This window comes from Embleya sp. NPDC127516 (assembly GCF_044765325.1).
GTDB lineage: Bacteria > Actinomycetota > Actinomycetes > Streptomycetales > Streptomycetaceae > Embleya.
Genome location: NZ_JBIWJT010000005.1, coordinates 165,549 through 189,343, shown reverse-complemented (window position 1 = coordinate 189,343; position 23,795 = coordinate 165,549). Strand labels below are relative to the sequence as shown.

At 69.0% G+C, this 23,795-nt stretch carries 21 protein-coding genes and 1 tRNA gene; 20 read left to right on the top strand and 2 right to left on the bottom strand.

Annotated features, from left to right (window positions below):
* Positions 1-26: 26 nt before the first annotated feature.
* The 15 genes from ACIRL2_RS11505 (at position 27) to pyk (ending at position 17,182) form a co-directional block, all read left to right on the top strand.
* Positions 27-236 carry an HGxxPAAW family protein gene (locus ACIRL2_RS11505; protein WP_395862501.1) on the top strand — a complete coding sequence of 70 codons (210 nt, stop codon included), beginning with the start codon at positions 27-29 and terminating at the stop codon, positions 234-236.
* A 370-nt stretch (positions 237-606) separates the two neighbouring features.
* Complete coding sequence (locus ACIRL2_RS11500) at positions 607-912, top strand: CD225/dispanin family protein (RefSeq protein WP_395862503.1); 306 nt, start codon at positions 607-609, stop codon at positions 910-912.
* A gap of 28 nt (positions 913-940) precedes the next feature.
* Entirely contained in the window at positions 941-1,372 is a 432-nt protein-coding gene (locus tag ACIRL2_RS11495) for a DUF2752 domain-containing protein (protein WP_395862505.1), read from the top strand.
* A 177-nt stretch (positions 1,373-1,549) separates the two neighbouring features.
* Entirely contained in the window at positions 1,550-2,359 is an 810-nt protein-coding gene (gene trpC / locus ACIRL2_RS11490; protein WP_395862507.1) for an indole-3-glycerol phosphate synthase TrpC, read from the top strand.
* Positions 2,356-2,523, top strand: coding sequence for a tryptophan biosynthesis modulator TrpM (gene trpM / locus ACIRL2_RS11485; protein ID WP_402231989.1), 168 nt, complete (start codon positions 2,356-2,358; stop codon positions 2,521-2,523). Before trpC ends, trpM begins: the two co-directional genes overlap by 4 nt.
* Positions 2,524-2,578: 55 nt before the next feature.
* Entirely contained in the window at positions 2,579-3,799 is a 1,221-nt protein-coding gene (trpB, locus tag ACIRL2_RS11480) for a tryptophan synthase subunit beta (protein ID WP_395862509.1), read from the top strand.
* Positions 3,796-4,608: a tryptophan synthase subunit alpha gene (trpA, locus tag ACIRL2_RS11475; RefSeq protein ID WP_395862510.1), complete on the top strand. Its 813-nt coding sequence runs from the start codon at positions 3,796-3,798 to the stop codon at positions 4,606-4,608. The genes trpB and trpA overlap by 4 nt, the downstream gene beginning before the upstream one ends.
* A gap of 128 nt (positions 4,609-4,736) precedes the next feature.
* A complete protein-coding gene (locus tag ACIRL2_RS11470) occupies positions 4,737-5,546 on the top strand; it encodes a DsbA family protein (RefSeq protein WP_402231715.1) in 810 nt (269 codons plus the stop codon).
* A 114-nt stretch (positions 5,547-5,660) separates the two neighbouring features.
* Positions 5,661-6,320 (top strand): MauE/DoxX family redox-associated membrane protein, encoded by a 660-nt coding sequence (locus ACIRL2_RS11465; protein ID WP_402231713.1) that lies wholly within the window; start codon positions 5,661-5,663, stop codon positions 6,318-6,320.
* Positions 6,317-7,129 (top strand): DsbA family protein, encoded by an 813-nt coding sequence (locus ACIRL2_RS11460; RefSeq protein ID WP_395862516.1) that lies wholly within the window; start codon positions 6,317-6,319, stop codon positions 7,127-7,129. The genes ACIRL2_RS11465 and ACIRL2_RS11460 overlap by 4 nt, the downstream gene beginning before the upstream one ends.
* A 114-nt stretch (positions 7,130-7,243) precedes the next feature.
* Positions 7,244-8,338 (top strand): prolipoprotein diacylglyceryl transferase, encoded by a 1,095-nt coding sequence (gene lgt / locus ACIRL2_RS11455; protein ID WP_395862518.1) that lies wholly within the window; start codon positions 7,244-7,246, stop codon positions 8,336-8,338.
* Positions 8,339-8,485: 147 nt separating this feature from the next.
* Positions 8,486-9,232 (top strand): VIT1/CCC1 transporter family protein, encoded by a 747-nt coding sequence (locus ACIRL2_RS11450; protein ID WP_402231711.1) that lies wholly within the window; start codon positions 8,486-8,488, stop codon positions 9,230-9,232.
* 313 nt (positions 9,233-9,545) lie between these two features.
* Positions 9,546-14,096: a glutamate synthase large subunit gene (gltB, locus tag ACIRL2_RS11445; protein WP_402231709.1), complete on the top strand. Its 4,551-nt coding sequence runs from the start codon at positions 9,546-9,548 to the stop codon at positions 14,094-14,096.
* Positions 14,089-15,549, top strand: coding sequence for a glutamate synthase subunit beta (locus tag ACIRL2_RS11440; protein ID WP_395862522.1), 1,461 nt, complete (start codon positions 14,089-14,091; stop codon positions 15,547-15,549). Before gltB ends, ACIRL2_RS11440 begins: the two co-directional genes overlap by 8 nt.
* A gap of 208 nt (positions 15,550-15,757) precedes the next feature.
* Complete coding sequence (pyk, locus tag ACIRL2_RS11435; protein WP_395862523.1) at positions 15,758-17,182, top strand: pyruvate kinase; 1,425 nt, start codon at positions 15,758-15,760, stop codon at positions 17,180-17,182.
* 48 nt (positions 17,183-17,230) lie between these two features.
* Here pyk and ACIRL2_RS11430 read toward each other — a convergent pair whose 3' ends face one another.
* Both ACIRL2_RS11430 and ACIRL2_RS11425 read right to left on the bottom strand, forming a co-directional pair.
* Positions 17,231-17,995, bottom strand: coding sequence for a helix-turn-helix domain-containing protein (locus ACIRL2_RS11430; RefSeq protein WP_402231706.1), 765 nt, complete (start codon positions 17,993-17,995; stop codon positions 17,231-17,233).
* A gap of 69 nt (positions 17,996-18,064) precedes the next feature.
* Positions 18,065-18,142 (bottom strand) — tRNA-Leu (locus tag ACIRL2_RS11425).
* A gap of 109 nt (positions 18,143-18,251) precedes the next feature.
* Here ACIRL2_RS11425 and ACIRL2_RS11420 point away from each other — a divergent pair.
* The 5 genes from ACIRL2_RS11420 (at position 18,252) to ACIRL2_RS11400 (ending at position 23,723) form a co-directional block, all read left to right on the top strand.
* Positions 18,252-18,872 (top strand): ANTAR domain-containing response regulator, encoded by a 621-nt coding sequence (locus ACIRL2_RS11420; RefSeq protein ID WP_395862527.1) that lies wholly within the window; start codon positions 18,252-18,254, stop codon positions 18,870-18,872.
* A 285-nt stretch (positions 18,873-19,157) separates the two neighbouring features.
* Positions 19,158-20,363: a branched-chain amino acid ABC transporter substrate-binding protein gene (locus ACIRL2_RS11415; RefSeq protein WP_395862529.1), complete on the top strand. Its 1,206-nt coding sequence runs from the start codon at positions 19,158-19,160 to the stop codon at positions 20,361-20,363.
* Positions 20,364-20,464: 101 nt separating this feature from the next.
* The gene (locus ACIRL2_RS11410; RefSeq protein ID WP_391582582.1) at positions 20,465-21,388 is read left to right on the top strand and encodes a branched-chain amino acid ABC transporter permease; all 924 of its coding nucleotides are present in this window, start codon (positions 20,465-20,467) and stop codon (positions 21,386-21,388) included.
* Positions 21,385-22,806 carry a branched-chain amino acid ABC transporter permease gene (locus tag ACIRL2_RS11405; RefSeq protein ID WP_395862531.1) on the top strand — a complete coding sequence of 474 codons (1,422 nt, stop codon included), beginning with the start codon at positions 21,385-21,387 and terminating at the stop codon, positions 22,804-22,806. The genes ACIRL2_RS11410 and ACIRL2_RS11405 overlap by 4 nt, the downstream gene beginning before the upstream one ends.
* A complete protein-coding gene (locus tag ACIRL2_RS11400; RefSeq protein ID WP_395862533.1) occupies positions 22,803-23,723 on the top strand; it encodes an ABC transporter ATP-binding protein in 921 nt (306 codons plus the stop codon). The genes ACIRL2_RS11405 and ACIRL2_RS11400 overlap by 4 nt, the downstream gene beginning before the upstream one ends.
* The last annotated feature ends 72 nt before the right edge of the window (positions 23,724-23,795 follow it).

The following is a 23,795-nucleotide window of genomic DNA, read 5'->3' as shown; positions in this document are numbered from 1 at the left end:
GAATGTGAAGCCGAAGGAGTTGAGCGATGTCGTCGCAAGCCGGAAACCACGGCAGTACCCCCGCCGCCTGGACCGTGACCATACTGGCGCTGATCGGCTGCACGATCTCCGGCGTCGCGATGATCGCGGCCAACGTGATGTTGTTCTGGGTCGGTGCGGTTGTGGTTTTGGTGGGGTGCGTCGCCGGTGCGGGCATGCGGATGGGTGGTCTCGGCACGGCTCCTGCGCGGCGCTGACGTTCGGCCCCGGCCGGGCTGGTTTTCGGCTGACCTCGGGCGTTCGGTCGGTTCGGGTCGGCCTCAGGCGCCGGCCGGGCTGATGTGCGGCTGACCTCGGGCCTTCGGTTGGCTTGGGTTGGCCTCAGGCGCCGGCCGGGCTGATGTGGGCTCAAGCGCCTGCCGGGCCGGTTCGGGCGTCGGTTGGCTCGGGCGGTGGTTGGGGTTTGGTGTGGCGGGCCCGGGGCTGTTCTAGGGTGGGCTCGCCGGTGCGGCGTTGTGCCTAGGGGGGAATGTGGCCTACGGCTATCCGGGGGCTTCCGGAGGCGGTGAGGAGCGGCCGGATCGGACGCGGGAGTGGAACGCGCCGGCTCGACCGTTCGGGCACGCCATGCCCTATGGACCGCCGACCACGCCGCCGCCCGCCGGACCGCCACCCGGGCCGCCGGAGAACTACCTCGCGTGGGCGGTCGTGGCCACGGTCTTCTGCTGCTTCCTGGCGGGCGTGCCCGCGCTGCTCGCGGCCACCAGTGTCAACGAGCGTTGGCAGCGCGGCGACGTCGCGGGCGCCCGGCTCGCTTCCTTGCGGGCCCGCAACTGGACCATCGGCACGGTGCTGCTCGGCGTGATCTTCTGGACCACCTGGATGGTGGGTGTGTTCCTGCTCGGCTGGAAAGACACGCTGGGTGACCTCTGACGGTGCGTCCGGACCGCACAATGGGTCGGTGAACACCCCCGCCCCGCCCGCGCCGAGCACCGGCTTCCGGCTGCGCAACCTCGGACTGCCGGCCGTGAGCCTGGCCCTGCTCGGTGCCGCGACCGCCTATGTGGGGCTGGTCGATCCGCGCGAGAGCGGCCACTATCCGCCGTGCCCCTACCTGCTGCTCACCGGCCTGCCCTGCCCCGGCTGCGGCGGCCTGCGCTGTGTGCACGCGCTGACCCACCTCGACCTGCCCGCCGCGCTGGGCTACAACGCGCTCGCGGTCGCGCTGTTCCCGCTGATCGGCGTGTTGTGGCTGCGCTGGGCGGTGCGCACCGCCCGCGCGCGCCCGCGTCGGGCGCTCGCCGACCCCCGCCCGCTGCGGGCTCTGCTGGTGGTCGTGCTGCTCTTTTGGATCGTCCGCGACCTGCCCTTCGGTGCGGCGCTCGCGCCCTGACGCACAGTGATCGCCGGCGGTTCCGCCGGCCGGACCGTGCGCACGGACCCACCGTGCGACGCCGTATGCTGCCCCCACCTCTTCGGCGGTGCGGCGTGGACGGGTCTGTTCGAATCGGCCTATACCATCGAAGAGCCGGGGGAGCAGGTTCTCCGGACAAACGAGGGGATGTAGGGCGTGAGCGTTCTCGACGAGATCATCGACGGTGTCAACGCCGACCTCGCCGAACGACAGGCCCGCGTATCCCTTGACGAGATCAAGGAACTCGCGGCCCAGGCGCCGGCACCCCGCGACGCGGAGAGCATCCTGCGCGGCGACGGCATCGCCGTCATCGCCGAGGTCAAGCGCTCCAGCCCCTCCAAGGGCGCACTCGCCGCGATCGCCGACCCGGCCGGCCTGGCCGCCGACTACGAGTCCGGCGGCGCCTCGGTGATCAGCGTGCTCACCGAGCAGCGCCGATTCGGCGGCTCGCTCGAAGACCTCGACGCGGTCCGCGCCGCGGTCGACATCCCGGTCCTGCGCAAGGACTTCATGGTCACCAGCTATCAGCTCTGGGAGGCCCGCGCACACGGCGCGGACGTCGCCCTGCTGATCGTCGCGGCCCTGGAGCAGAACGCGCTGATCTCGCTGATCGAGCGGTCCCGCTCGATCGGTCTCACCACGATCGTGGAGGTCCACGACGAGGAGGAGACCGCCCGCGCGCTCGACGCCGGCGCCACCGTGATCGGGGTCAACGCGCGCAACCTCAAGACCCTCGAGGTGGACCGCAACAACTTCGCCCGGATCGCCCCGCTGATCCCGGACTCGTGCGTGCGCATCGCCGAGTCCGGCGTACGCGGCCCGCACGACCTGATCGCGTACGCCAACAACGGCGCCGACGCCGTCCTGGTGGGCGAGTCCCTGGTCACCGGTCGCGACCCGCGCAGCTCGGTCGCCGACCTGGTCGCCGCGGGCGCCCACCCGGCGATCCGGCACGGGCGCGGCTGAGAGCGCGTGCGGCGATGAGCATGGATCCGCGACTGGCCAGGGGCTGCAAGCCCCGTGGCTGCCGCGCGCCCGCGCGGCGGGTCCGCGGCCGCCGGGTGCGCTATGTGATCGGTTGCGAGCCCGGCCAGGTGCCGGGCAGCCGATGGCGCCGACACGTTTCCTGACCCACCGTCAGCAACGTGCCGTCCGCACGGCATGCCACACCGACAAGGACCTCGCATGTCCAGCACTGCCCAACAGCCGGACCCCTCCGGCCACTTCGGCGTCTTCGGCGGGCGTTTCCTGCCCGAGGCACTGATCGCCGCCCTCGACGAACTGACCGCCGCCTACGAGAAGGCCAAGGACGACCCGGAGTTCCAGGCCGAGTTCGCCGGCCTGCTGCGCGACTACGCCGGGCGCCCGAGCATCATCACCGAGGCGCCCCGCTTCGCCGAACACGCCGGCGGCGCGCGGATCATCCTCAAGCGCGAAGACCTCAACCACACCGGCTCGCACAAGATCAACAACGTGCTCGGTCAGGCCATCCTGACCAAGCGCATGGGCAAGACCCGGGTGATCGCCGAGACCGGCGCCGGCCAGCACGGCGTGGCCACCGCGACCGCGTGCGCGCTGCTCGGCCTCGACTGCGTCGTCTACATGGGCGAACTCGACACCCAGCGCCAGGCGCTGAACGTGGCCCGGATGCGCGTGCTCGGCGCCGAGGTGATCCCGGTTTCGATCGGCTCGCGCACCCTCAAGGACGCGATCAACGAGGCGCTGCGCGACTGGGTCGCCAACGTCGACAACACCCATTACCTGCTCGGCACCGCCGCCGGCGCCCACCCCTTCCCGGCGATGGTCCGCGACTTCGTCAAGGTCATCTCGGTGGAGGCCCGACAGCAGGTGCTCGACCTGACCGGCAAGCTGCCGGACGCGGTCTGCGCGTGCGTGGGCGGCGGCTCCAACGCGATCGGCGCCTTCCACGCGTTCATCCCCGACGAGGGCGTGCGCCTGTACGGCTTCGAGGCGGGCGGCGACGGCGTGGAGACCGGCCGGCACGCCGCCTCGATCACCGGCGGCTCGATCGGCGTCCTGCACGGCGCGCGCACCTACCTGCTCCAGGACGAGTACGGGCAGACCATGGAATCGCACTCGATCTCGGCCGGCCTGGACTACCCGGCGGTCGGGCCCGAGCACGCGTGGCTGCACCAGACCGGCCGGGCGACCTACCGGCCGATCGACGACGCCCCCGCGATGGAGGCGTTCCGGCTGCTGTGCCGCACCGAGGGCATCATCCCGGCGATCGAGTCCGCGCACGCCCTGGCCGGCGCGATCGAGGTCGGGCGCGAACTCGGCCCGGACGCCACCATCCTGGTCAACCTCTCCGGGCGCGGCGACAAGGACATGCACACCGCCGCCAAGTACTTCGATCTCCTCGACGCGGAAGCGGAGCAGTCGTGACCGGCACCGACACCACCACCAGGCTGACGAAGGTGCTGGCCGCCGCCCGCGCCGAGAACCGCGCCGCACTCGTCGGCTACCTCCCGGCGGGCTATCCCTCCGTCGAGGGCTCCGCCGCCGCGATGCGCGCGATGGTCGAGGGCGGGTGCGACATCATCGAGGTCGGCCTGCCCTACAGCGACCCGCAGATGGACGGCCCGGTCATCCAGCGCGCCGTCGAACACGCGCTCGCACACGGCACCAACACCCACCACGTGATCGACAACGTGCGCGCCGTCGCCGAGACCGGCGCCGCGACGCTGGTGATGTCGTACTGGAACCCGATCGAACGCTACGGCGTCGAGCGGTTCGCGAGCGAACTCGCCGCGGCCGGGGGCAGCGGGGTGATCACCCCCGACCTGATCCCGGACGAGGCGCACGACTGGATCGCCGCCACCGACCGGCACCACCTCGACCGGATCTTCCTGGTGGCGCTGTCCTCCTCGGACGAACGCATCGCCTACACCACCCGCCACTGCGGCGGCTTCGTCTACGCCGCGTCCGTCATGGGCGTCACCGGCGCCCGGACCTCGGTGAGTTCCGCGGCCGGCGACCTGGTCGCGCGCACCCGCAAGACCACCGACCTGCCGGTCTGTGTCGGCCTGGGCGTCTCCACCGCCGCCCAGGCGGCCGAGGTCGCCGCCTACGCCGACGGCGTCATCGTCGGCTCCGCGTTCGTGCGCGCCCTGCTGGACGCGCCCGACGAACAGGCCGGCCTGGACGCCGTCCGCGCCCTCGCCGCCGACCTCGCCGAGGGCGTACGCCGCTGACACCCTCGGAAATCATCCATCCCGTGTAAAAACACGCCAAAATGTGAACCGGCTGGACGACGGCCGCCGCAGCACTCCCGCGGCGGCCGTTGCCATGCCCGCCCCCACCCGCATCGGAGGAACCCGCGTTGAGCGCCAACCCCAGGACCAATCGAACACCCGTCATCCTGGCCGTCGTCGGCGTGCTCGTGGCCGCCGTCCTGGCCGCGGTCCTGGGCGTCGTGCTCACCACCGGCGACGACGACAAGGACGACGCCGGCGAGAACAACTCGGCGACCGGCCCCAAGTCGGCGATCCGCGCCGTCGACCCGGCCACGCTGCCCGCCGCCGTGCGACCCGACGGCGTCATCCGGGTCGGCAGCGCCTCCGCGCCGGTGACGGTCACCGTGTTCGAGGACTTCCGCTGCCCGTTCTGCAAGCGCTTCGAGACCGGCTTCGGCCCACTGCTCGCCGACTACGCCGAGGCCGGGAAGATCAAGGTCGACTACCACATCGCCTCCTTCCTGGACGGCAAACTCGGCGGCACCGGCTCCGTCAAGGCCGCCAACGCCGCCCGCTGCTCGGTGGACGCGGGCAAGTTCGCCGCCTACCACATGGTGCTGTTCACCAACCAGCCCGAGGAATCCGAGGACGGCTACACCGCCGCGCGACTGCTCGAACTCGCCGACCAGGTCCCGGGCCTGCGCGGCGAGGCGTTCGACACGTGCGTGAACACCGACGCCAACGCCGCGTGGGTCAGTGCCGCCGAAACCGCGTTCGAAAGCTCCGGCGTCTCGGCCACGCCCGCCATCGCGGTGGACGGAAAAATTCTCGACAGCGGGAACTCGGCCATGCGTTCGCCCGACAACCTTCGTGAACTGCTCGACCAACGCCTGGAGAACCCCGGTAGTGGTAAGGCGGCGCTCGGAGAGGAACCTCAAGCACCTTCCGCCGGTTAGACAGGACATGTGCCGGTCCGGGGTGCGGGGGAGAACCGGACCGGGGTCCCCGCACCTCACCTGTCGTGACGGAGGTCAGACCTTGGGAAGCAAAACGATCGAGCCGGTGGCCCTGTGACGACCACGACGGCCGGCGCGAACGGCACCGCCACAGGCGGCCCGCCCGCGAAACTGCGCGCGATCGCGCCCTGGATCGGCCTCGCCGCCAGACTGGGCCTGGCCTTCGTCTGGGCATACGCCGGCTGGGAGAAGGCGCTCGACCCCGACCAGGCCGCCTACGCGGTCCGGGGCTACGACGTACTGCCCGACAACCTCGTCGAGCCGGTCGGCTACGCCCTGCCCTACCTGGAACTGGGCCTGGCCCTGCTCCTGGTGATCGGGCTCGGCACCCGACTGGTCGCGTCCTTGTCCGCGCTGCTCCTGCTCGTGTTCATCGCGGGCATCGCCCAGGCCTGGGCCCGCGGCCTGGCGATCGACTGCGGCTGCTTCGGCGGCGGCGGCCCGGTCGAGCCGGACAAGACCGCGTACCTCGAGGAGATCCTGCGGGACTGCGGCTTCATGCTGCTCGCGATCTGGCTGATCGTCTTCCCCCGAACCCGCCTGTCCGCGGACGCCTGGCTGTTCCCCGAGGAGCAGTCCTACCTCGACCACCACGCGGACGACGAGGACCCGGACCAGGACGAGGACGAGCGGAACGCCGACGCGGACGAGTACCGCGGGGACGCGAACCCGAACCCCGGAACCCGGGAACCGAAAGGCCCTGAGATCACGTGAGCTCGAAGAATTCCGAAGGCAAGCGCACCGCGCGCGAGCGCATGGCCCAAGAGCGCGCGCGCCAACAGGCGATCGACAAGCGCAAGCGCGTCATCGTCATCGCCGGCGCCGTGGTGGCCGTCCTCGCGGTCGTCGCCATCATCGGCGTGGTCGTGGGCATGTCCAAGACCAACAAGAAGAAGGGGCCCTGGAAGGACGCGCTCGCCAAGCCGTTCAGCGCCCCCGCCAACCTGTCCGCGGACGGCCTGGGCATCTCGGTGGGCAGCAACCCCAACGCCCCCTCGTTGATCATGTACGAGGACTTCCGCTGCCCGATCTGCCACGAGGTGGAGAAGGCCCTCGGCCCCACCCTGCGACAGATGGCCGACGCCGGCACCATCAAGATCGACTACCACATCGCGTCCTTCCTGGACGGCAAACTCGGCGGCAACGGCTCCAAGTACGCGGCCAACGCCGCCGGCTGCGCGCAGACCGCGGGCAAGTTCGCGCAGTACCACGACACGCTCTTCGCGAACCAGCCCGACGAGTTGGACGACAAGTTCGGCAGCCGCTCCTACCTGCTCGACCTCGCGGGCAAGGTCGAGGGCCTGCGCTCGCCGACCTTCGACAGTTGCGTCAACGACCTGAGCGTCGCGGGTTGGGTCAACAAGGTCGAGGACGCGTTCCAGAACGCCAAGATCGGCGACACCCCGGTCACCGGCACCCCGACCGCGGGCATCAACGGCAAGACCATCGACCTGATCGTCAAGGGTCGCGGCCTGGCCACCCCCGACGAGGTGCGCGCCCAGATCCTGGCAGCGATCAAGTAGTCACCGTCCGTCGCACATCGAACGGGCGCGACACCACATTTTCCGGTGTCGCGCCCGTTCGCATGTGCCCGCCCGCACACGTTCGCCCCCACACCCGGTAGCGTCGTACCCGCCATGGACCTCGCATTCATTCCCAGCCCCTCCCGCGGCCAGATCGACCTCGGTCCGATCCCGCTGCGCGGCTACGCGCTGTGCATCATCCTCGGTGTCGTCCTCGCGATCTGGCTCGGCGAGCGACGCTGGGTCGCCCGCGGCGGTCGCCCCGGCACGGTCGGCGACATCGCCGTGTGGATGGTGCCCTTCGGCCTCGTCGGCGGCCGCATCTACCACGTCATCACCACGCCGGGGCCGTACTTCGGCGACGGCGGCGACCCCATGCAGGCGTTCGCCGTGTGGAAGGGCGGCCTCGGCATCTGGGGCGCGATCGCCCTCGGCGCGGTGGGCGCCTGGATCGGCTGCCGCCGCCGGGGCATCCCGCTGCCCGCGCTGGCCGACGCGCTCGCCCCCGGCATCGTCCTCGCCCAGGCCGTGGGCCGCTGGGGAAACTGGTTCAACCAGGAGCTCTACGGCCGCGAGACCGACGTGCCGTGGGCGGTGAAGATCGACGGCGACCACAACGTGATCGACCCCGGCCAGGCCGGCACCTTCCACCCGACGTTCCTGTACGAGTCGCTGTGGTGCGTCGGCGTCGCGGCGCTGGTGATCTGGGCCGACCGCCGGTTCAAACTGGGCCACGGCCGCGCCTTCGCGCTCTACGTCGCGGGCTACACGGTGGGCCGGTTCTGGATCGAGTACATGCGCGTGGACGACGCCGAGCACGTGCTGGGCATGCGCCTGAACAACTGGACCTCGATCGTCGTGTTCGCCGGCGCGCTCGCCTACATCTGGATCTCGGCGCGCAAGCACCCCGGCCGCGAGGACCCGGCCACGCTGCGCGGGCACGACCGCGGGATGGACGAGGACGCTGAGGACGAGGACGCCGACGGGGCCGAGAAGGCCGAGAAGGCGAAGGCGACCGAGGACACCGGGGGCACCGAGGACGCGGCGGACGCGAAAGCCACGAAGCCCGTGAAGCTCGTGAAGGATGCCGAGAGCGCCGACCACGAACCCGGTGGGCCGGCCGAGGCCGCGACCGACGCCGACCCCGGCGCGGACACGGATGCCGAGCCCGCCGCATCGGTCGTGCGCAAGCCCGCCGACAAGGGCTGACCCCGCTCTACCCGAGGCTGCCCCGACCCGCTTCCACCTGCGGGTTCGGGCAGCCTCTCCGGGTTCGGACAGCCTTTCCTGGCCGGCGGCGGGTCCGGCCGAAACGGTAGCGTCGTCGCCCCAGCGTGACGAGAGGGCCGAACGACCTTGAAGACCACCGACACAGCCGCCGACAGCACGGGTGCCCCGGCCCTCGGACACCAGGACGGCATAGACCACACCCACCGCGACATCGGCGGCGGCTGGCTGCGCCCGGCCGTGTTCGGCGCGATGGACGGCCTGGTCTCCAACTTCGCGCTGATCGCCGGCGTCGTCGGCAGCGACGCCACGCCCAAGACCGTCGTGATCACCGGCCTGGCCGGCCTGGCCGGCGGCGCCTTCTCGATGGCGGCGGGGGAGTACACCTCGGTCGCCTCCCAGGGTGAACTGGCCCGCGCCGAGGTCGAGGTGGAACGCCGCGAACTGTGCCGCAGCCCCGAGGCCGAACAACGCGAACTCGCCGAGCTGTACATCGCCCGGGGCCTGGACGAGGACCTGGCCGTCGAGGTCGCCCGCCAACTCTCCCGCGACCCCGAGCTGGCCCTGGAGATCCACGCCCGCGAGGAACTCGGCGTGGACCCGCACGACCTGCCCTCGCCGTGGCTCGCGGCCGGCTCCTCGTTCGCCTTCTTCGCGATCGGCGCGCTGCTGCCCCTGCTGCCGTACCTGCTCGGCGCGACCACGCTCACCCCCGCCCTGCTGCTCACCGCGCTCGGCCTGTTCGGCGCGGGCGCCGCGGTCTCCCGGGTCACCGCCCGGCCGTGGTGGTTCGGCGGGACCCGCCAGTTGGTGCTGGGCGCCGCCGCCGGCGGACTGACCTACCTGCTCGGCCTGCTGATCGGCCGACAGGTGTGACGGGTGAGGCATACGTAACACGGCCGTAGCCCGGCGACCTCACCCGGAAACGACCGATTCCACGGGTCGGACACCCAGTTTCGGTGTCGGGATGGTCGGGAATGAGCCAGCTGATATGCCAAGGCGACCGGCGCGGCGCAGCGCTCGACAGCCCGGCCGGATCACCCTGGAGACCGCATGGTGAGACGGGTTTGTCCCGGGTTCCGGATACACGTACTGATCGTGTAACCTGCACGAAATCGCAGAGGGCCAACGTCGTCCCTGTTGCGCACCACACGCCACGACGACGACGGGAGCGCCCATGCCTCCTGCCATGCCCGCAACTCCGGGCCCCCTCTTCTCCGCGATTCCCGCGGCACAGGGGTTGTACGACCCCCGTAACGAGCACGACGCCTGTGGTGTCGGATTCGTGGCCACGCTCACCGGCGAGCCCAGCCACGACATCGTCGACCAGGCCCTGACCGTCCTGCGGAACATGGAGCACCGGGGCGCCACCGGCGCCGAGGCCGACACCGGCGACGGCGCGGGCATCCTCATCCAGGTCCCGGACGCCTTCCTGCGCGAGAGCGCGGGCTTCGACCTGCCCGCCGCCGGCGGCTACGCGGTCGGCATCGCCTTCCTGCCCGACGACGACGTGCACGCCGGCCGCGCCAAGTCCTCCATCGAGCGCATCGCCGCCGAGGAGAACCTGCGCGTGCTCGGCTGGCGCGAGGTGCCCACCACGCCCGGCCTGGTCGGCACCATGGCCGCCGAGACCATGCCGCGCTTCGCCCAACTGTTCGTGGCCGGCGTCGACGACACCGTCACCGGGATCGCCCTGGACCGGCTCGCGTTCGCGCTGCGCAAGCGCGCCGAGCGCGAGGTCGACGTCTACTTCGCCTCGCTCTCCGCGCGCACCCTCGTCTACAAGGGCATGCTCACCACCGGGCAACTGGAGCCGTTCTTCCCGGACCTGTCCGACCGGCGCCTGGCATCCGCGATCGGCCTCGTGCACTCGCGGTTCTCCACCAACACCTTCCCGGCCTGGCCGCTCGCCCACCCGTACCGCTTCATCGCGCACAACGGCGAGATCAACACCGTCAAGGGCAACCGCAACTGGATGGCCGCGCGCGAGTCGATGCTCGCCACCGACCTGATCCCCGGCGACCTGAGCCGGCTGTACCCGATCTGCACCCCCGAGGCGTCCGACTCCGCGTCCTTCGACGAGGTGCTGGAACTGCTCCACCTGGGCGGTCGGCCGCTCCCGCACGCCGTGCTGATGATGATCCCCGAGGCGTGGGAGAACCACGCCACGATGGACGCCGCCCGGCGCGCCTTCTACAAGTTCCACGCCACCGTGATGGAACCGTGGGACGGCCCGGCCTGCGTCACCTTCACCGACGGCACCCTGATCGGCGCGGTCCTGGACCGCAACGGCCTGCGACCCTCGCGCTACTGGGTCACCGACGACGGCCTGGTCGTGCTCTCCTCCGAGGTCGGCGTCCTGGACATCGACCCGGCGCGGATCGTGCGCAAGGGCCGGCTCCAGCCCGGCCGGATGTTCCTCGTGGACACCCAGGCCCGGCGGATCGTCGAGGACGACGAGATCAAGACCGCGCTCGCCGCCGAACACCCCTACCAGGAATGGCTGCACGCGGGCCTGATCAACCTCGAGGACCTGCCCGAGCGCGAACACGTCGTGCACACGCACGCCTCCGTCTCGCGCCGCCAGCAGACCTTCGGCTACACCGAGGAAGAACTGCGCGTCATCCTGGCGCCGATGGCCCGCTCCGGCGGCGAACCGCTCGGCTCGATGGGCACCGACAGCCCGATCGCCGCGCTGTCCGCCAAGCCGCGACTGCTCTTCGACTACTTCGTCCAGCTCTTCGCGCAGGTCACCAACCCGCCGCTGGACGCCATCCGCGAGGAACTGGTCACCTCGCTGGGCAGCTTCGTCGGCCCCGAGGGCAACCTGCTCGACGCCCAGCCCGCCGACTGCCGCAACGTCGTCCTGCCCTTCCCGGTGCTCGACAACGACGAACTCGCCAAGCTGATCCACATCAACCTCGACGGCGACCAGCCCGGCCTGAAGGCCGTCACCATCTCCGGGCTCTACCCCGTCGACGGCGGCGGCGCGGCACTGGCCAAGCGCCTCGAGGAGATCCGCGCCGAGACCACCGGCGCGATCGCCGACGGTGCCCGCATCGTGGTCCTCTCCGACCGCCATTCGGACGCCGAGCACGCGCCGATCCCCTCGCTGCTGCTCACCTCCGCCGTACACCACCACCTGATCCGCACCAAGACCCGCACCCAGGTCGGCCTGATCGTCGAAGCCGGCGACGTGCGCGAGGTGCACCACATCGCGCTGCTCATCGGCTACGGCGCCGCCGCCGTCAACCCCTACCTCGCGATGGAATCCGTCGAGGACCTGGTCCGCGACGGCGTCTTCCTCGGCGACATCGCCCCCGAACAGGCGATCCGCAACCTGATCAAGGCACTCGGCAAGGGCGTGCTGAAGGTGATGTCCAAGATGGGCATCTCCACCGTCGCCTCCTACCGCGGCGCCCAGGTGTTCGAAGCCGTCGGCCTCGCCGCCGACTTCGTCGCCGAATACTTCACCGGCACCACCAGCAAGCTCGGCGGCATCGGCCTGGACGTCGTCGCCGAGGAGGTCGCCCGCCGGCACGCCAAGGCCTACCCGCCCACCGGCATCGCCCCCTCGCACCGCCGACTGGAGATCGGGGGCGAGTACCAGTGGCGCCGCGAAGGCGAACCGCACCTGTTCGACCCCGAAACGGTCTTCCGCCTCCAGCACTCCACCCGCACCCGGCGCTACGACATCTTCAAGAAGTACACCGAGCGCGTGGACGAGCAGTCCAAGCGGCTGATGACGCTGCGCGGCCTGTTCGCGTTCAAGACCGGCGCCCGCGAGTCGATCCCGATCGACGAGGTCGAGCCGATCTCCGAGATCGTCAAGCGCTTCTCCACCGGCGCCATGTCCTACGGCTCCATCTCGATGGAAGCGCACCAGACGCTGGCCATCGCGATGAACCGGCTCGGCGGCAAGTCCAACACCGGTGAAGGCGGCGAGGACCCCGAGCGGCTGTACGACCCCCAGCGGCGCTCGGCGATCAAGCAGGTCGCCTCCGGACGCTTCGGCGTCACCAGCGAATACCTGGTCAACGCCGACGACATCCAGATCAAGATGGCCCAGGGCGCCAAGCCCGGCGAAGGCGGCCAACTGCCCGGCCACAAGGTCTACCCGTGGGTCGCCCGCACCCGACACTCCACCCCCGGCGTCGGCCTCATCTCGCCGCCGCCGCACCACGACATCTACTCGATCGAAGACCTCGCCCAGCTCATCCACGACCTCAAGAACGCCAACCCGGCGGCTCGGGTGCACGTGAAGCTGGTCGCCGAAGTCGGCGTCGGCACGGTCGCGGCCGGCGTGTCCAAGGCACACGCCGACGTGGTGCTCATCTCCGGCCACGACGGCGGCACCGGCGCCTCCCCGCTCACCTCGCTCAAGCACGCCGGCGGCCCCTGGGAACTCGGCCTCGCCGAAACCCAGCAGACACTGCTGCTCAACGGCCTGCGCGACCGCATCGTCGTGCAGACCGACGGCCAGCTCAAGACCGGCCGCGACGTGCTGGTCGCCGCCCTGCTCGGCGCCGAGGAATACGGCTTCGCCACCGCGCCCCTCGTCGTCTCCGGCTGCGTGATGATGCGCGTCTGCCACCTCGACACCTGCCCCGTGGGCGTCGCCACACAAAACCCCGTGCTGCGCGAGCGGTACAACGGCCAAGCCGACCACGTCGTCAACTTCTTCGAGTTCATCGCCGAAGAAGTCCGCGAACTGCTCGCCGAACTCGGCTTCCGCACCCTGGAAGAGGCCGTCGGCCACGCCGAACTCCTCGACACCAGCGCGGCGATCCGACACTGGAAGACCGAAGGCCTCGACCTCGCGCCGCTCTTCCACGTGCCCGCGCTCGCCGAGGGCACGGCCCTGCACCACACCAGCCCGCAGGACCACGGACTGGCCAAGGCCCTGGACAACCAACTCATCCAACTCAGCGCCGACGCGCTGCAGAACGGCGAGCGGGTCGTCATCAACCTCCCGGTGCAAAACACCAACCGCACCGTCGGCACGATGCTCGGCCACGAGGTCACCAAGCGCTACCGCGGCGCCGGCCTGCCCGACGACACCATCGACATCACCCTCACCGGCTCCGCCGGCCAATCCTTCGGCGCTTTCCTGCCCAAGGGCATCACCCTGCGCCTCGAAGGCGACGGCAACGACTACGTCGGCAAGGGCCTGTCCGGCGGCCGGATCACCGTCCGCCCGCACCGCTCCGCCGGCTTCGCCGCCGAGGACAACATCATCGCCGGCAACGTCATCGGCTACGGCGCCACCGGCGGCGAGATCTACCTGCGCGGCGTCGTCGGCGAACGCTTCTGCGTACGCAACTCCGGCGCCACCGCCGTCGTCGAAGGCGTCGGCGACCACGGCTGCGAATACATGACCGGAGGCCGGGCCGTCGTCCTCGGCCGCACCGGCCGCAACTTCGCCGCCGGCATGTCCGGAGGCGTCGCCTACCTGCTCGACGCCGACCCGAACAACATCAACACCGAACTCGTCGGCGTCGAGGAACTCGACGCCCTCGACAGCGCCGAACTGCACGACGTTGTGCGCCGGCACCACGAGGAGACCGGCTCGGCCGTCGCCGAGACCCTGCTCTCCGACTGGGACGCCGCCTCCCGGCGCTTCACCAAGATCCTGCCCAGGGACTACAAGGCAGTGCTCGCCGCCAAGGACGCCGCCGAGCGAGCCGGTCTCACCGAGACCGAGATCGTCCAGAAGATGATGGAGGCGGTTCATGGCTGACCCGAAGGGCTTTTTGACCACGCCCCAAGAGCTCGGCAAGCGTCGCCCCGTCGACGTGCGCATCCGGGACTGGAAGGAGGTGTACGAGGAGCGCACACTGCTCCCGATCATCACCGAACAGGCCGGCCGCTGCATGGACTGCGGCATCCCGTTCTGCCACAACGGCTGCCCGCTGGGGAACATCATCCCCGAGTGGAACGACCTGGTCTGGCGCGACGACTGGCAGGCCGCGAGCGAACGACTGCACGCGACCAACAACTTCCCCGAGTTCACCGGCCGACTGTGCCCCGCCCCGTGCGAGGCCGCCTGCGTACTCGGCATCAACCAGCCCCCGGTCACCATCAAGAACGTCGAGGTCTCGATCATCGACCGGGCCTGGGACGACAACAACGTCGCCCCGCAACCGCCCGACCGGCTCTCCGGCAAGACCGTCGCGGTGATCGGCTCCGGCCCCGCCGGCCTCGCCGTCGCCCAACAACTCACCCGGGCCGGCCACACCGTCGCCGTGTACGAGCGGGCCGACCGGATCGGCGGACTGCTGCGCTACGGCATCCCCGAGTTCAAGATGGAGAAGCGGCACATCAACCGGCGCATCGAGCAGATGCGCGCGGAAGGCACCAAGTTCTACACCGGCATGCAGATCGGCACCGACCTGGACGCGGCCAAGCTGCGCCGGCGCTACGACTCTGTGGTGATCGCCGCCGGCGCCACCGCCGCACGTGACCTGCCCATCCCCGGGCGCGAACTCGGCGGTGTGCACCAGGCGATGGAATACCTGCCGTTCGCCAACAAGGTGCAGGAAGGCGACCTGGTCGCCTCGCCGATCGACGTGGCCGGCAAGCACGTGGTGATCATCGGCGGCGGCGACACCGGTGCCGACTGCCTGGGCACCGCGCACCGCCAGGGCGCGGCCTCGGTCACCCAGCTCGAGATCATGCCCCGGCCCTCGGAGGAGCGGCCCGCCGCGCAGCCGTGGCCGACGTACCCGATGACCTACCGGGTGGCCAGCGCGCACGAGGAGGGTGGCGAGCGTGTGTACGCGGTCAACACCCAGGAGTTCGTGGCCGGCGAGGACGGCCGGGTCAAGGCGCTCAAGCTGGTCGAGGTCGAGTTCAAGGACGGCCGCTTCGTGCCGGTACCCGGCAGCGAGCGGGAGATCCCGGCGGACTTCGTGTTCCTGGCGATGGGCTTCACCGGGACCGACCGCTCCAACGGGCTGGTCGAACAGCTCGGACTCGCCCTGGACGAGCGCGGCAACGTGGCACGCGACGAGAGCTTCGCGACCAACGTGGACGGCGTGTTCGTGGCCGGCGACGCCGGGCGCGGACAGTCGCTGATCGTCTGGGCGATCGCCGAGGGCCGCTCGTGCGCGGCCGCGGTGGACGCGTGGCTGACCGGCGGCACCAACCTGCCGACGCCGATCCGGCCCACCGATCGGCCGCTCACGGTGTGATCGGGCGCGGATCCGGTGCGGATCCGTGCGGATCCGCACCGACCCGGCGTGACGCGGTGTGATCGCGCGGTACGAGTTTGAATATGTGACGAAAGTCGCGTGAACAGGAAAGGGCGTCGCCGTTGCGACGCCCTTTCCGCATGTTGGAAAAGCGCCATATACCGGACGCGGGTACGGCTTACCGGGCGGTAGGAACTAGGCTCTGACCATGCGTCGAGCCAAAATTGTCTGCACCCTGGGCCCTGCCACCAATTCGTATGAACAGATCCGCACGCTGGTCGACGCAGGCATGGATGTAGCCCGCTTCAACCTCAGCCACGGCGCGTACGCCGAGCACGAGGAGCGCTATCACCGCGTCCGTCGGGCATCCGACGAATCCGGTCGCAGCGTCGGCATCCTCGTCGACCTCCAAGGCCCCAAGATCCGCCTGGAGACCTTCGCCGAAGGCCCCGTGCTCCTGGAGCGCGGCGACGAGTTCACGATCACGACCGAGGACGTCCCCGGCGACAAGCACGAGGTCGGCACCACCTACAAGGGGCTGACCGCCGACGTCACCAAGGGCGAGCGGATCCTCATCGACGACGGCCGGGTCACCCTGGAGGTCGTCGACGTCGAGGGCCCGCGCGTGCACACGATCGTCATCGAGGGCGGCATGGTCTCCGACCACAAGGGGCTCAACCTCCCCGGTGTGGCCGTGAGCGTGCCCGCGCTGTCCGAGAAGGACATCGAGGACCTCAAGTGGGGCCTCAACCTCGGTGCGGACATGATCGCGCTGTCCTTCGTGCGCGCCGCGAAGGACATCGAGGACGTCCACAAGATCATGGACGAGGTCGGCGTCCGACTCCCGGTGATCGCGAAGATCGAGAAGCCACAGGCGGTGGACAACCTCGAGGAGATCGTCCACGCCTTCGACGCCATCATGGTCGCCCGCGGCGACCTCGGCGTCGAAATGCCGCTGGAGGCCGTGCCGATCGTGCAGAAGCGCGCGATCACACTGGCCCGGGCCAACGCCAAGCCCGTCATCGTCGCCACCCAGATGCTCGACTCGATGATCAGCGCCTCGCGCCCCACCCGGGCGGAGGCGTCCGACGTCGCCAACGCCGTCCTGGACGGCACGGACGCGGTCATGCTGTCGGGCGAGACCTCGGTCGGCAAGTATCCGATCGAGACCGTCAAGACCATGGCGCGGATCGTGGTCGCGGCCGAGGACTCCTCCGCGATGCAGGAGGAGATCCGCGGTCTGGCCGGTCCGCGCACCCAGGGCGGCGTGATCGCGAAGGCCGCGATCGAGATCGCCGAACGACTGGACGCCAAGTACCTGGTGGCGTTCACCCAGAGCGGTGACACGGGCCGCCGGTTGTCCCGGTACCGCTCGATGATCCCGATGCTGGCCTTCACCCCGGAGCCGGCGGTGCGCAGCCGCCTGGCGCTCACGTGGGGCCTGGAGACCTTCCTCGGGCCGCTGTGTAGCCACACCGACGAGATGGTTCGTCAGGTGGACGCGGCACTGCTCGCGATCGGCCGCTGCAAGAAGGGCGACCTGGTCGTGATCACGGCCGGCTCCCCGCCCGGCGTTCCCGGATCGACCAACCTGATCCGCCTGCACCACATAGGGGATCTGCCCAACGAGTAGGACCCTGTCGTAGTACCGACGGCCCGTCACCCACTGGGTGACGGGCCGTCAGTACTTGGGGCCGACGTGTTCGTCCATGAGTGCGACGGAGGCACGGCGGGCGACCGAAAGGTTGTTGCGCCGGGCGAACCTCCACTCGACACCGAGTTGGTCCAGCGTGGTCGTGAGGATGCGCATGATGTCCGTGGACTCGTTGGTGAACAGGTAGCGCGGGTACTCGTAGCGCTTGCGCTCGCCGGCGACCATGCGGGTGGTCCAGTTCATGTTCCGACAGCCGTCGGAGTGGATGAGGCCGCGCACGAGGGCCCAGGGCTCGGCTCGGACGATGTTCTGTTGCCAGGATTCGAGGACGATCGACCGCTCGTGCTTGCGGCCGGGGCCGTGCTGGGGGAACAGGCATGGCCAGTGTTGTGAGTAGCGCTTGATGTCTGTACACCCTCGGCGGGGTACGAAGTTCGACGCGGAGCCCGGGAGGACGCGCGCAATGGCATCGGCGCATTCCCGCATCAGGCCCAGCCACGCGTTGGCGCAGGAGATTCTGAGGCTGTACGCGCGGGGGCCGGCCACGATGTGGCCGTCGCCGAGATAGAGGCCGAGCAGGTAGGCGTATGCCGGGCGATCGACGTCGAGTTCCAGACAACGGAAGCAAAGGGCCCGGCGTCGTACAGGGAGGTCGCCGTGACGAAAACGCTCCGTGTGTAGCCAAGAGCCCACGGTCCCTGGCGGGATACGCAGCCTGCGAGCCACGTCGGCATTGGAGACGCCTGCCCGCAGCAGAGTGATTGCCTGGCGACGGAGATCGGGGTCATGCATGGAACCACGGTGTGCCGCAGCCACTCGCTAGTTCAGATGTTCGAGTGCGATTCACTCGATCGGACTAGTTGGTGCCCCGAGTCGGACTCGAACCGACACTGTATGGGTTTTGAATCCATTGCCTGCTGCCAATTGGGCTACCGGGGCGCTGACCTGGGAACGCCTCGTATCAAACGAGGTCGCCCCCTGCACGAGGAACACCATACCGCCTCTCGGTACCCTCGTGTCCGCACCATTTCCCTGATCGAGGAGCGACGTGACCGCCGCCACGCAGCCGCCCGCCGCATCGCAGGACAGCCACCGCGCCCGTGTCGTCATTGCCGAGGACGAGGCGCTGATCCGGCTCGATCTGAAAGAGATGTTGGAGGAAGAGGGGTACCACGTCGTCGGTGAGGCCGGAGACGGCCAGCGGGCCGTGGAGCTGGTCCACGAGTGCCGGCCCGACCTGGTCATCCTGGACGTGAAGATGCCGATACTCGATGGCATCTCGGCTGCAGAGCAGATCGCGAAGGCCCGCCTCGCCCCCGTGCTGATGTTGACCGCCTTCTCCCAGCGCGAGCTGGTGGAGCGGGCCCGGGACGCCGGTGCGATGGCGTATCTGGTCAAGCCGTTCACCAAGGGCGACCTCGTCCCGGCGATCGAGATGGCCGTCTCGCGCTACACCGAACTGGCCGCCCTGGAGCGTGAGGTCGGCGACCTCACCCAGCGGCTGGAGACGCGCAAGCTGGTCGATCGTGCCAAGAGTGTGTTGCAGGAGAAGTACGGGATGTCCGAGCCCGAGGCGTTCCGCTGGATCCAGAAGGCCTCGATGGACCGTCGGATGTCGATGCGCACGGTGGCCGAGGTCGTGGTGTCCGGAGGCGACGTCGCCGACTGACCCAGCCTCCCCCAATCTCCCACGAACCCGCCCGATTGCGGTCAAATCGGGCGGGTTCGTCGTTTTCCCGGCATCGGATGATCATATTTGATCACTTTGGATCGATAGATTTAATTCACTGTTTCTTTTGGATTACTTCTGGTTACGGGCGCATCACATCTCAGTCGGCGGACTGCCGCTGCCCTTCCCGCCGGACTACATTCCGGGCACCGCATGTTCATCGCGGTTTGTGAAGGCGCCCCGATGCGGGCTCCGAACTTTTTCTACAAGGGGTTGGGGTTTGCTGTGCTCAAGCGACGCGTGATCAAAATCGCGCTGCCCATCGCGGCAGCGGCACTCGTGCTTTCCGCGTGCGGCAGTGACGATGACGACAAGAAGAAGGAAGGCGGCAGCACCGCCCCCGGTGGTGGTAACAAGCCGACCTGGACCATAGGTTTCCAAGCGGGGCTCTCGGGGGAGAATGCCCAGCTTGGCATCAACGAAGAGAACGGCGCACGTCTCGCCGTCGAGCAGGCCAACGCGAAGGGCGATCTTCCCTTCACGCTCAAGTTCAAGACCTCGGACGACGAGGCGTCGGAGACGAAGTCGGTCTCCGCGGCGCAAAAGCTGATCGACGACAACAACGTTGTTGCCGTCGTCGGCCCCGCCTTCTCCGGCCCCACCAAGGCCGCGTCGCCGAACTACGCCAAGGCGAAGCTCGCCACGGTGTCCCCGTCGGCGACCAACCCGTCCCTGACGAACGCGGAGAACAATTTCACCGCGTTCCTGCGCGGGGCGCCGAACGACAACGCCCAGGGCGGCGGGATGGCGAAGTACCTGTCGAAGAAGCTTCAGGTCAAAAAGGTCTTCGTCGTCGACGACAAGACCGAGTACGGCGTGGGTCTGTCGAAGGTCGCCAAGGACGAGCTGACCAAGGCCGGCGTCCAGGTCGTCTCGGACAGCGTGCCGAAGGCGACCCCGGACTACGGTCCGATCTCCACGAAGATCAAGAACTCCGGCGCGGACGCCATGATCTACGCGGGCTACTACCAGGACGGCGCGCCGTTCGCCAAGAAGCTCAAGGAGGCCGGGTTCACCGGTCCCAAGTTCTCCGGTGACGGCACCAACGACTCGCAGTTCGTCTCGCTCGCCGGGGACGCCGCGAACGACTGGTTCCTGACCTGCCCGTGCGCCGACGCGAACGTCGAGGCGGCCACGAAGCAGTTCACGGACGACTACAAGAAGCGCTTCAACACGAACCCGAGCACCTACTCGGCGGAGTCGTTCGACATCGCCAACCTGGTGATCGAGCAGATGAAGTCCTTCGGCGCGGAGAAGATCACCCGCGAGGCGATGCTGACCAAGCTCAAGGGTGCCTCGTACAAGGGTCTGACCAAGACCTTCAAGTTCCTGCCGAACGGTGAATTCGACGGCGCGACGACCTTCATCTACCAGGTGAAGGGCGGCAAGATCGGCTACATGGGCGACATCGACCAGCTCGTGGGCGGCTGACCCGATAGATCGGGCGGCGCTACCTGACGATCGGGCCCGGGTCTTCCCGGAGTTTTCGGGAAGACCCGGGCCCGTCCGGTTTTCTTGAGGAAGCTTTCCTTATGCAACCTGATGAAATCCTGGATTACCTTATTCCAGGGATCATGCTCGGTGCGTTGTACGCGGTGATCGCCATCGGCTATACCCTGGTCTATGGCGTTCTGCAACTCATCAACTTCGCACACAGTGAAGTGTTCATGGTGGGCGCCTATTCGGCGCTTCTCGCCTTGACCTGGATCGACCCGAGCAGCAATCCGACGACGTTCATGTCGGTGTTGTTGGTCGCGGCCGGTCTGGCCGTTTCCGGTACCGCCGGCGCGGCCACGGCCTTTACGCTGGAAAAAGTCGCGTATAGACCGCTCAGACGCAGGAACGCGCCTCGGTTGGCGTTCCTGATCAGCGCGATCGGGGCCTCCTACTTCCTGCAGAACCTTGCGGGGAAGTTGTTCGGTCGCGACTCGCGCGCACTGCCGACGGTGTTCGAGAACAAGAAGGTCTTCTCGGTCTTCGGCACCCAGGTCACCATCCTGCAGCTGCTCATCGTTTGTGCGGCGGTGCTGATGATGGTCGGTCTGGACTACCTGGTGAACCGCACCAAGCTGGGCTCGGGTATCCGGGCGGTGGCGCAGGACGCCGAGACGGCGGGCCTGATGGGTGTGGACATCGACAAGGTGATCTCGCGGACGTTCATCATCGGCGGGTTCATGGGCGGTATCGCCGGCTTCCTGTTCGGCCTGCATCTGCAGTTGTCGTTCACGATGGGCTTCCTGCCGGGTATCACCGCGTTCGCCGCGGCGGTCGTGGGCGGGGTCGGCAACATTCGCGGCGCGATGATGGGCGGCATGCTGCTCGGCATCGTGGAGAGCTTCTCTTCGCCGATCTTCGGTGAGTCGTGGCGGTACGTCAGTGCCTTCGCGGTGCTGGTCCTGGTGCTGATGTTCCGGCCGACCGGCATCCTGGGCGAGCGGTTGGGGAGGTCGGCGTGACCACGACGACTGAGGACAGGGATCTCGCGCCGACGGGTTCGGCGCTGGCCAAGTTGCGGCGCAAGCGCTGGTATCAGCAGCCGATGGTCGGTCGCCTGGTGGGCACCGTCTCGGCGGCGGTGCTGCTGGACGTGATGAGTGGTCCGCAGGGCAGCCGCGAGGACGTGTTCTTCTCGCTGGACAAGACCCTCGGGTCGATGCGTCTGGTGTGGTGGGTCCTGGGCGCGGTGGCGCTGTGGGCGGTCCTGGAGTTCGCCAAGCCGCTGTACAACCGCTATCTGGCCGCGAGTGTCGGTCCGCTGGACCGGTTCCACACGCCGGTGACCGGACCGGTCAAGGGCTTGATCGCGCAGACCCGGGCGACGTCGGCGAACCTGCGCAGGATCGTTTGGGTCCGGATCGGCTTTTCGGCCGTGGTGATCGGCCTGCTGATCCTGCTGCCGAATCTGTTGTCCACCTTCTGGAACCAGGTTCTGGTCAACGAGGTGGCGATCTACGTCCTGCTCGCGATCGGCCTGAACGTGGTGATCGGCTGGGCGGGTCTGCTCGACCTGGGCTTCATCGCGTTCTTCGCGATCGGGGCGTACAGCACGGCGTACTGGACCGGCGCGATGCCGGTGGATCCGCCGTTCACGCTGAACGCGTTCCTGGTGATCCCGGTGGCGGTGGCCACGTGTCTGCTGGCCGGGTTGCTGCTCGGCGCGCCGACGTTGCGGCTGCGCGGTGACTACCTGGCGATCGTGACGCTGGGTTTCCACGAGATCATCTATCTGATCGCCAAGAACGCGGACGACTTCACCAACGGTCCGCGCGGGGTCCAGGGCATCTCGAACTTCGGGGTGCACGTCGGTCCGATCGACTACGACTGGGAACTGGACCCGGTGCCCTACTGGTACCTGCTGATCGGCATCGCCACGATCCTGATCATCGCGTTCCTGCGGTTGGAGCACTCCCGGGTGGGTCGGGCCTGGACCGCGATCCGCGAGGACGAGGTGGCGGCGTCGGCGACCGGTGTGCCGACGGTGAAGTTCAAGTTGATGGCGTTCGCGATCGGCGCGTCGACCTCCGGCATCGCCGGTGTCGCGTACGCGAGCAAGGCTCGGTTCATCAGTCCGGAGAGCTTCCTGCTGCTGTTCTCGGTGCTGGTGGTGGCCTACGTCATCTTCGGTGGCATGGGCTCGCTGTGGGGCGTGATCATCGGGACGGCGTTCCTGGCCTGGTTGCCGCAGTACATGAAGGACTGGGTCAACCCGAACGACCGATTCATGTACCTGGGCGCGCTGTTGATCATCATGATGATCTACCGCCCGCAGGGCCTGATTCCCTCGGTTCGGCGCAAGCGCGAGTTGAGCATGGCCAAGGCGGGTCTCGGCGACGCGGACGCGATGTCGGAGCCGGCCGGCGGGAGGATGACGTGAGCATCACCACGACGAAGGCGGACGACGGGCCGCGGGTGGATCCCGCCGATCAGGTCATGCGGGTGCGCGGTGTGACGCTGCGCTTCGGTGGCCTGGTGGGTCTGTCCGATGTGGCGTTGGACCTGCACCGCGGCGAGATTCTCGCGGTGATCGGTCCCAACGGCGCGGGCAAGACGTCGTTGTTCAACTCGCTCACCGGGATGTACGTCCCGCAGGAAGGCAGCATCGTGCTGCGCGACCGGGCGGGTGCCGAGCATTCGCTCAAGGGGCGCAAGCCGCACCTGGTGAACCGGCTCGGGGTGGCCCGCACGTTCCAGAACATTCGCCTGTTCGGCGCGCTGACCGCGCTGGAGAACGTGAAGATCGCGGCGGAGACCCGGCAGAAGGCCGGCCCGGTGTCGATCATGCTGGGGCTGCCGAACGCGCGGCGCGAGGATCGCGAGAGCGACAAGCGGGCGCTGGAGCTGTTGCACTTCGTGGGGCTGGACGGGCTGCTCAACGAGTTGGCCGCGTCGTTGTCCTACGGGCAGCAGCGCAGCCTGGAGATCGCCCGCGCGTTGGCCACCGATCCGCAGGTGTTGCTCCTGGACGAGCCGGCGGCGGGCACGAACCCGACCGAGAAGCTCGAGCTGGAGGTGTTGATCCGCCGGATCAACCGCGAGCTGGGTATCAGCGTGCTTTTGATCGAGCACGACATGCGCCTGGTGATGTCGGTGGCGGACCGGGTCACGGTGCTCAACTTCGGCAAGGTGATCGCCTCCGGCTCGCCTGCCGAGGTGCAGCGCAATCCCGAGGTCGTCGCGGCCTATCTGGGATCGGAGATGGCCGCCGAGATGGTCGCCGCCTCGGATGCCGAGGCCGCGGGCGAGTCGGACGGTACGGTCCCCGCGCAGCGGGACGGGGAGGAGCAGCGATGAGCACCGCCGAGTCCAAGGGCACGGACGCGGTCGGGCTGGCCAAACCGGCCGCGAGCACCGCGACGACACCCC

What these genes read in the sequence shown, in the direction of transcription:
- ACIRL2_RS11505 (WP_395862501.1), top strand. Translation starts at nt 27, where the DNA reads ATGTCGTCGCAAGCCGGAAACCACGGCAGTACCCCCGCCGCCTGGACC.
- ACIRL2_RS11500 (WP_395862503.1), top strand. Translation starts at nt 607, where the DNA reads ATGCCCTATGGACCGCCGACCACGCCGCCGCCCGCCGGACCGCCACCC.
- trpB (WP_395862509.1), top strand. Translation starts at nt 2,579, where the DNA reads ATGTCCAGCACTGCCCAACAGCCGGACCCCTCCGGCCACTTCGGCGTC.
- lgt (WP_395862518.1), top strand. Translation starts at nt 7,244, where the DNA reads ATGGACCTCGCATTCATTCCCAGCCCCTCCCGCGGCCAGATCGACCTC.
- gltB (WP_402231709.1), top strand. Translation starts at nt 9,546, where the DNA reads ATGCCCGCAACTCCGGGCCCCCTCTTCTCCGCGATTCCCGCGGCACAG.
- ACIRL2_RS11440 (WP_395862522.1), top strand. Translation starts at nt 14,089, where the DNA reads ATGGCTGACCCGAAGGGCTTTTTGACCACGCCCCAAGAGCTCGGCAAG.
- pyk (WP_395862523.1), top strand. Translation starts at nt 15,758, where the DNA reads ATGCGTCGAGCCAAAATTGTCTGCACCCTGGGCCCTGCCACCAATTCG.
- ACIRL2_RS11430 (WP_402231706.1), bottom strand. Translation starts at nt 17,995, where the DNA reads ATGCATGACCCCGATCTCCGTCGCCAGGCAATCACTCTGCTGCGGGCA.
- ACIRL2_RS11410 (WP_391582582.1), top strand. Translation starts at nt 20,465, where the DNA reads ATGCAACCTGATGAAATCCTGGATTACCTTATTCCAGGGATCATGCTC.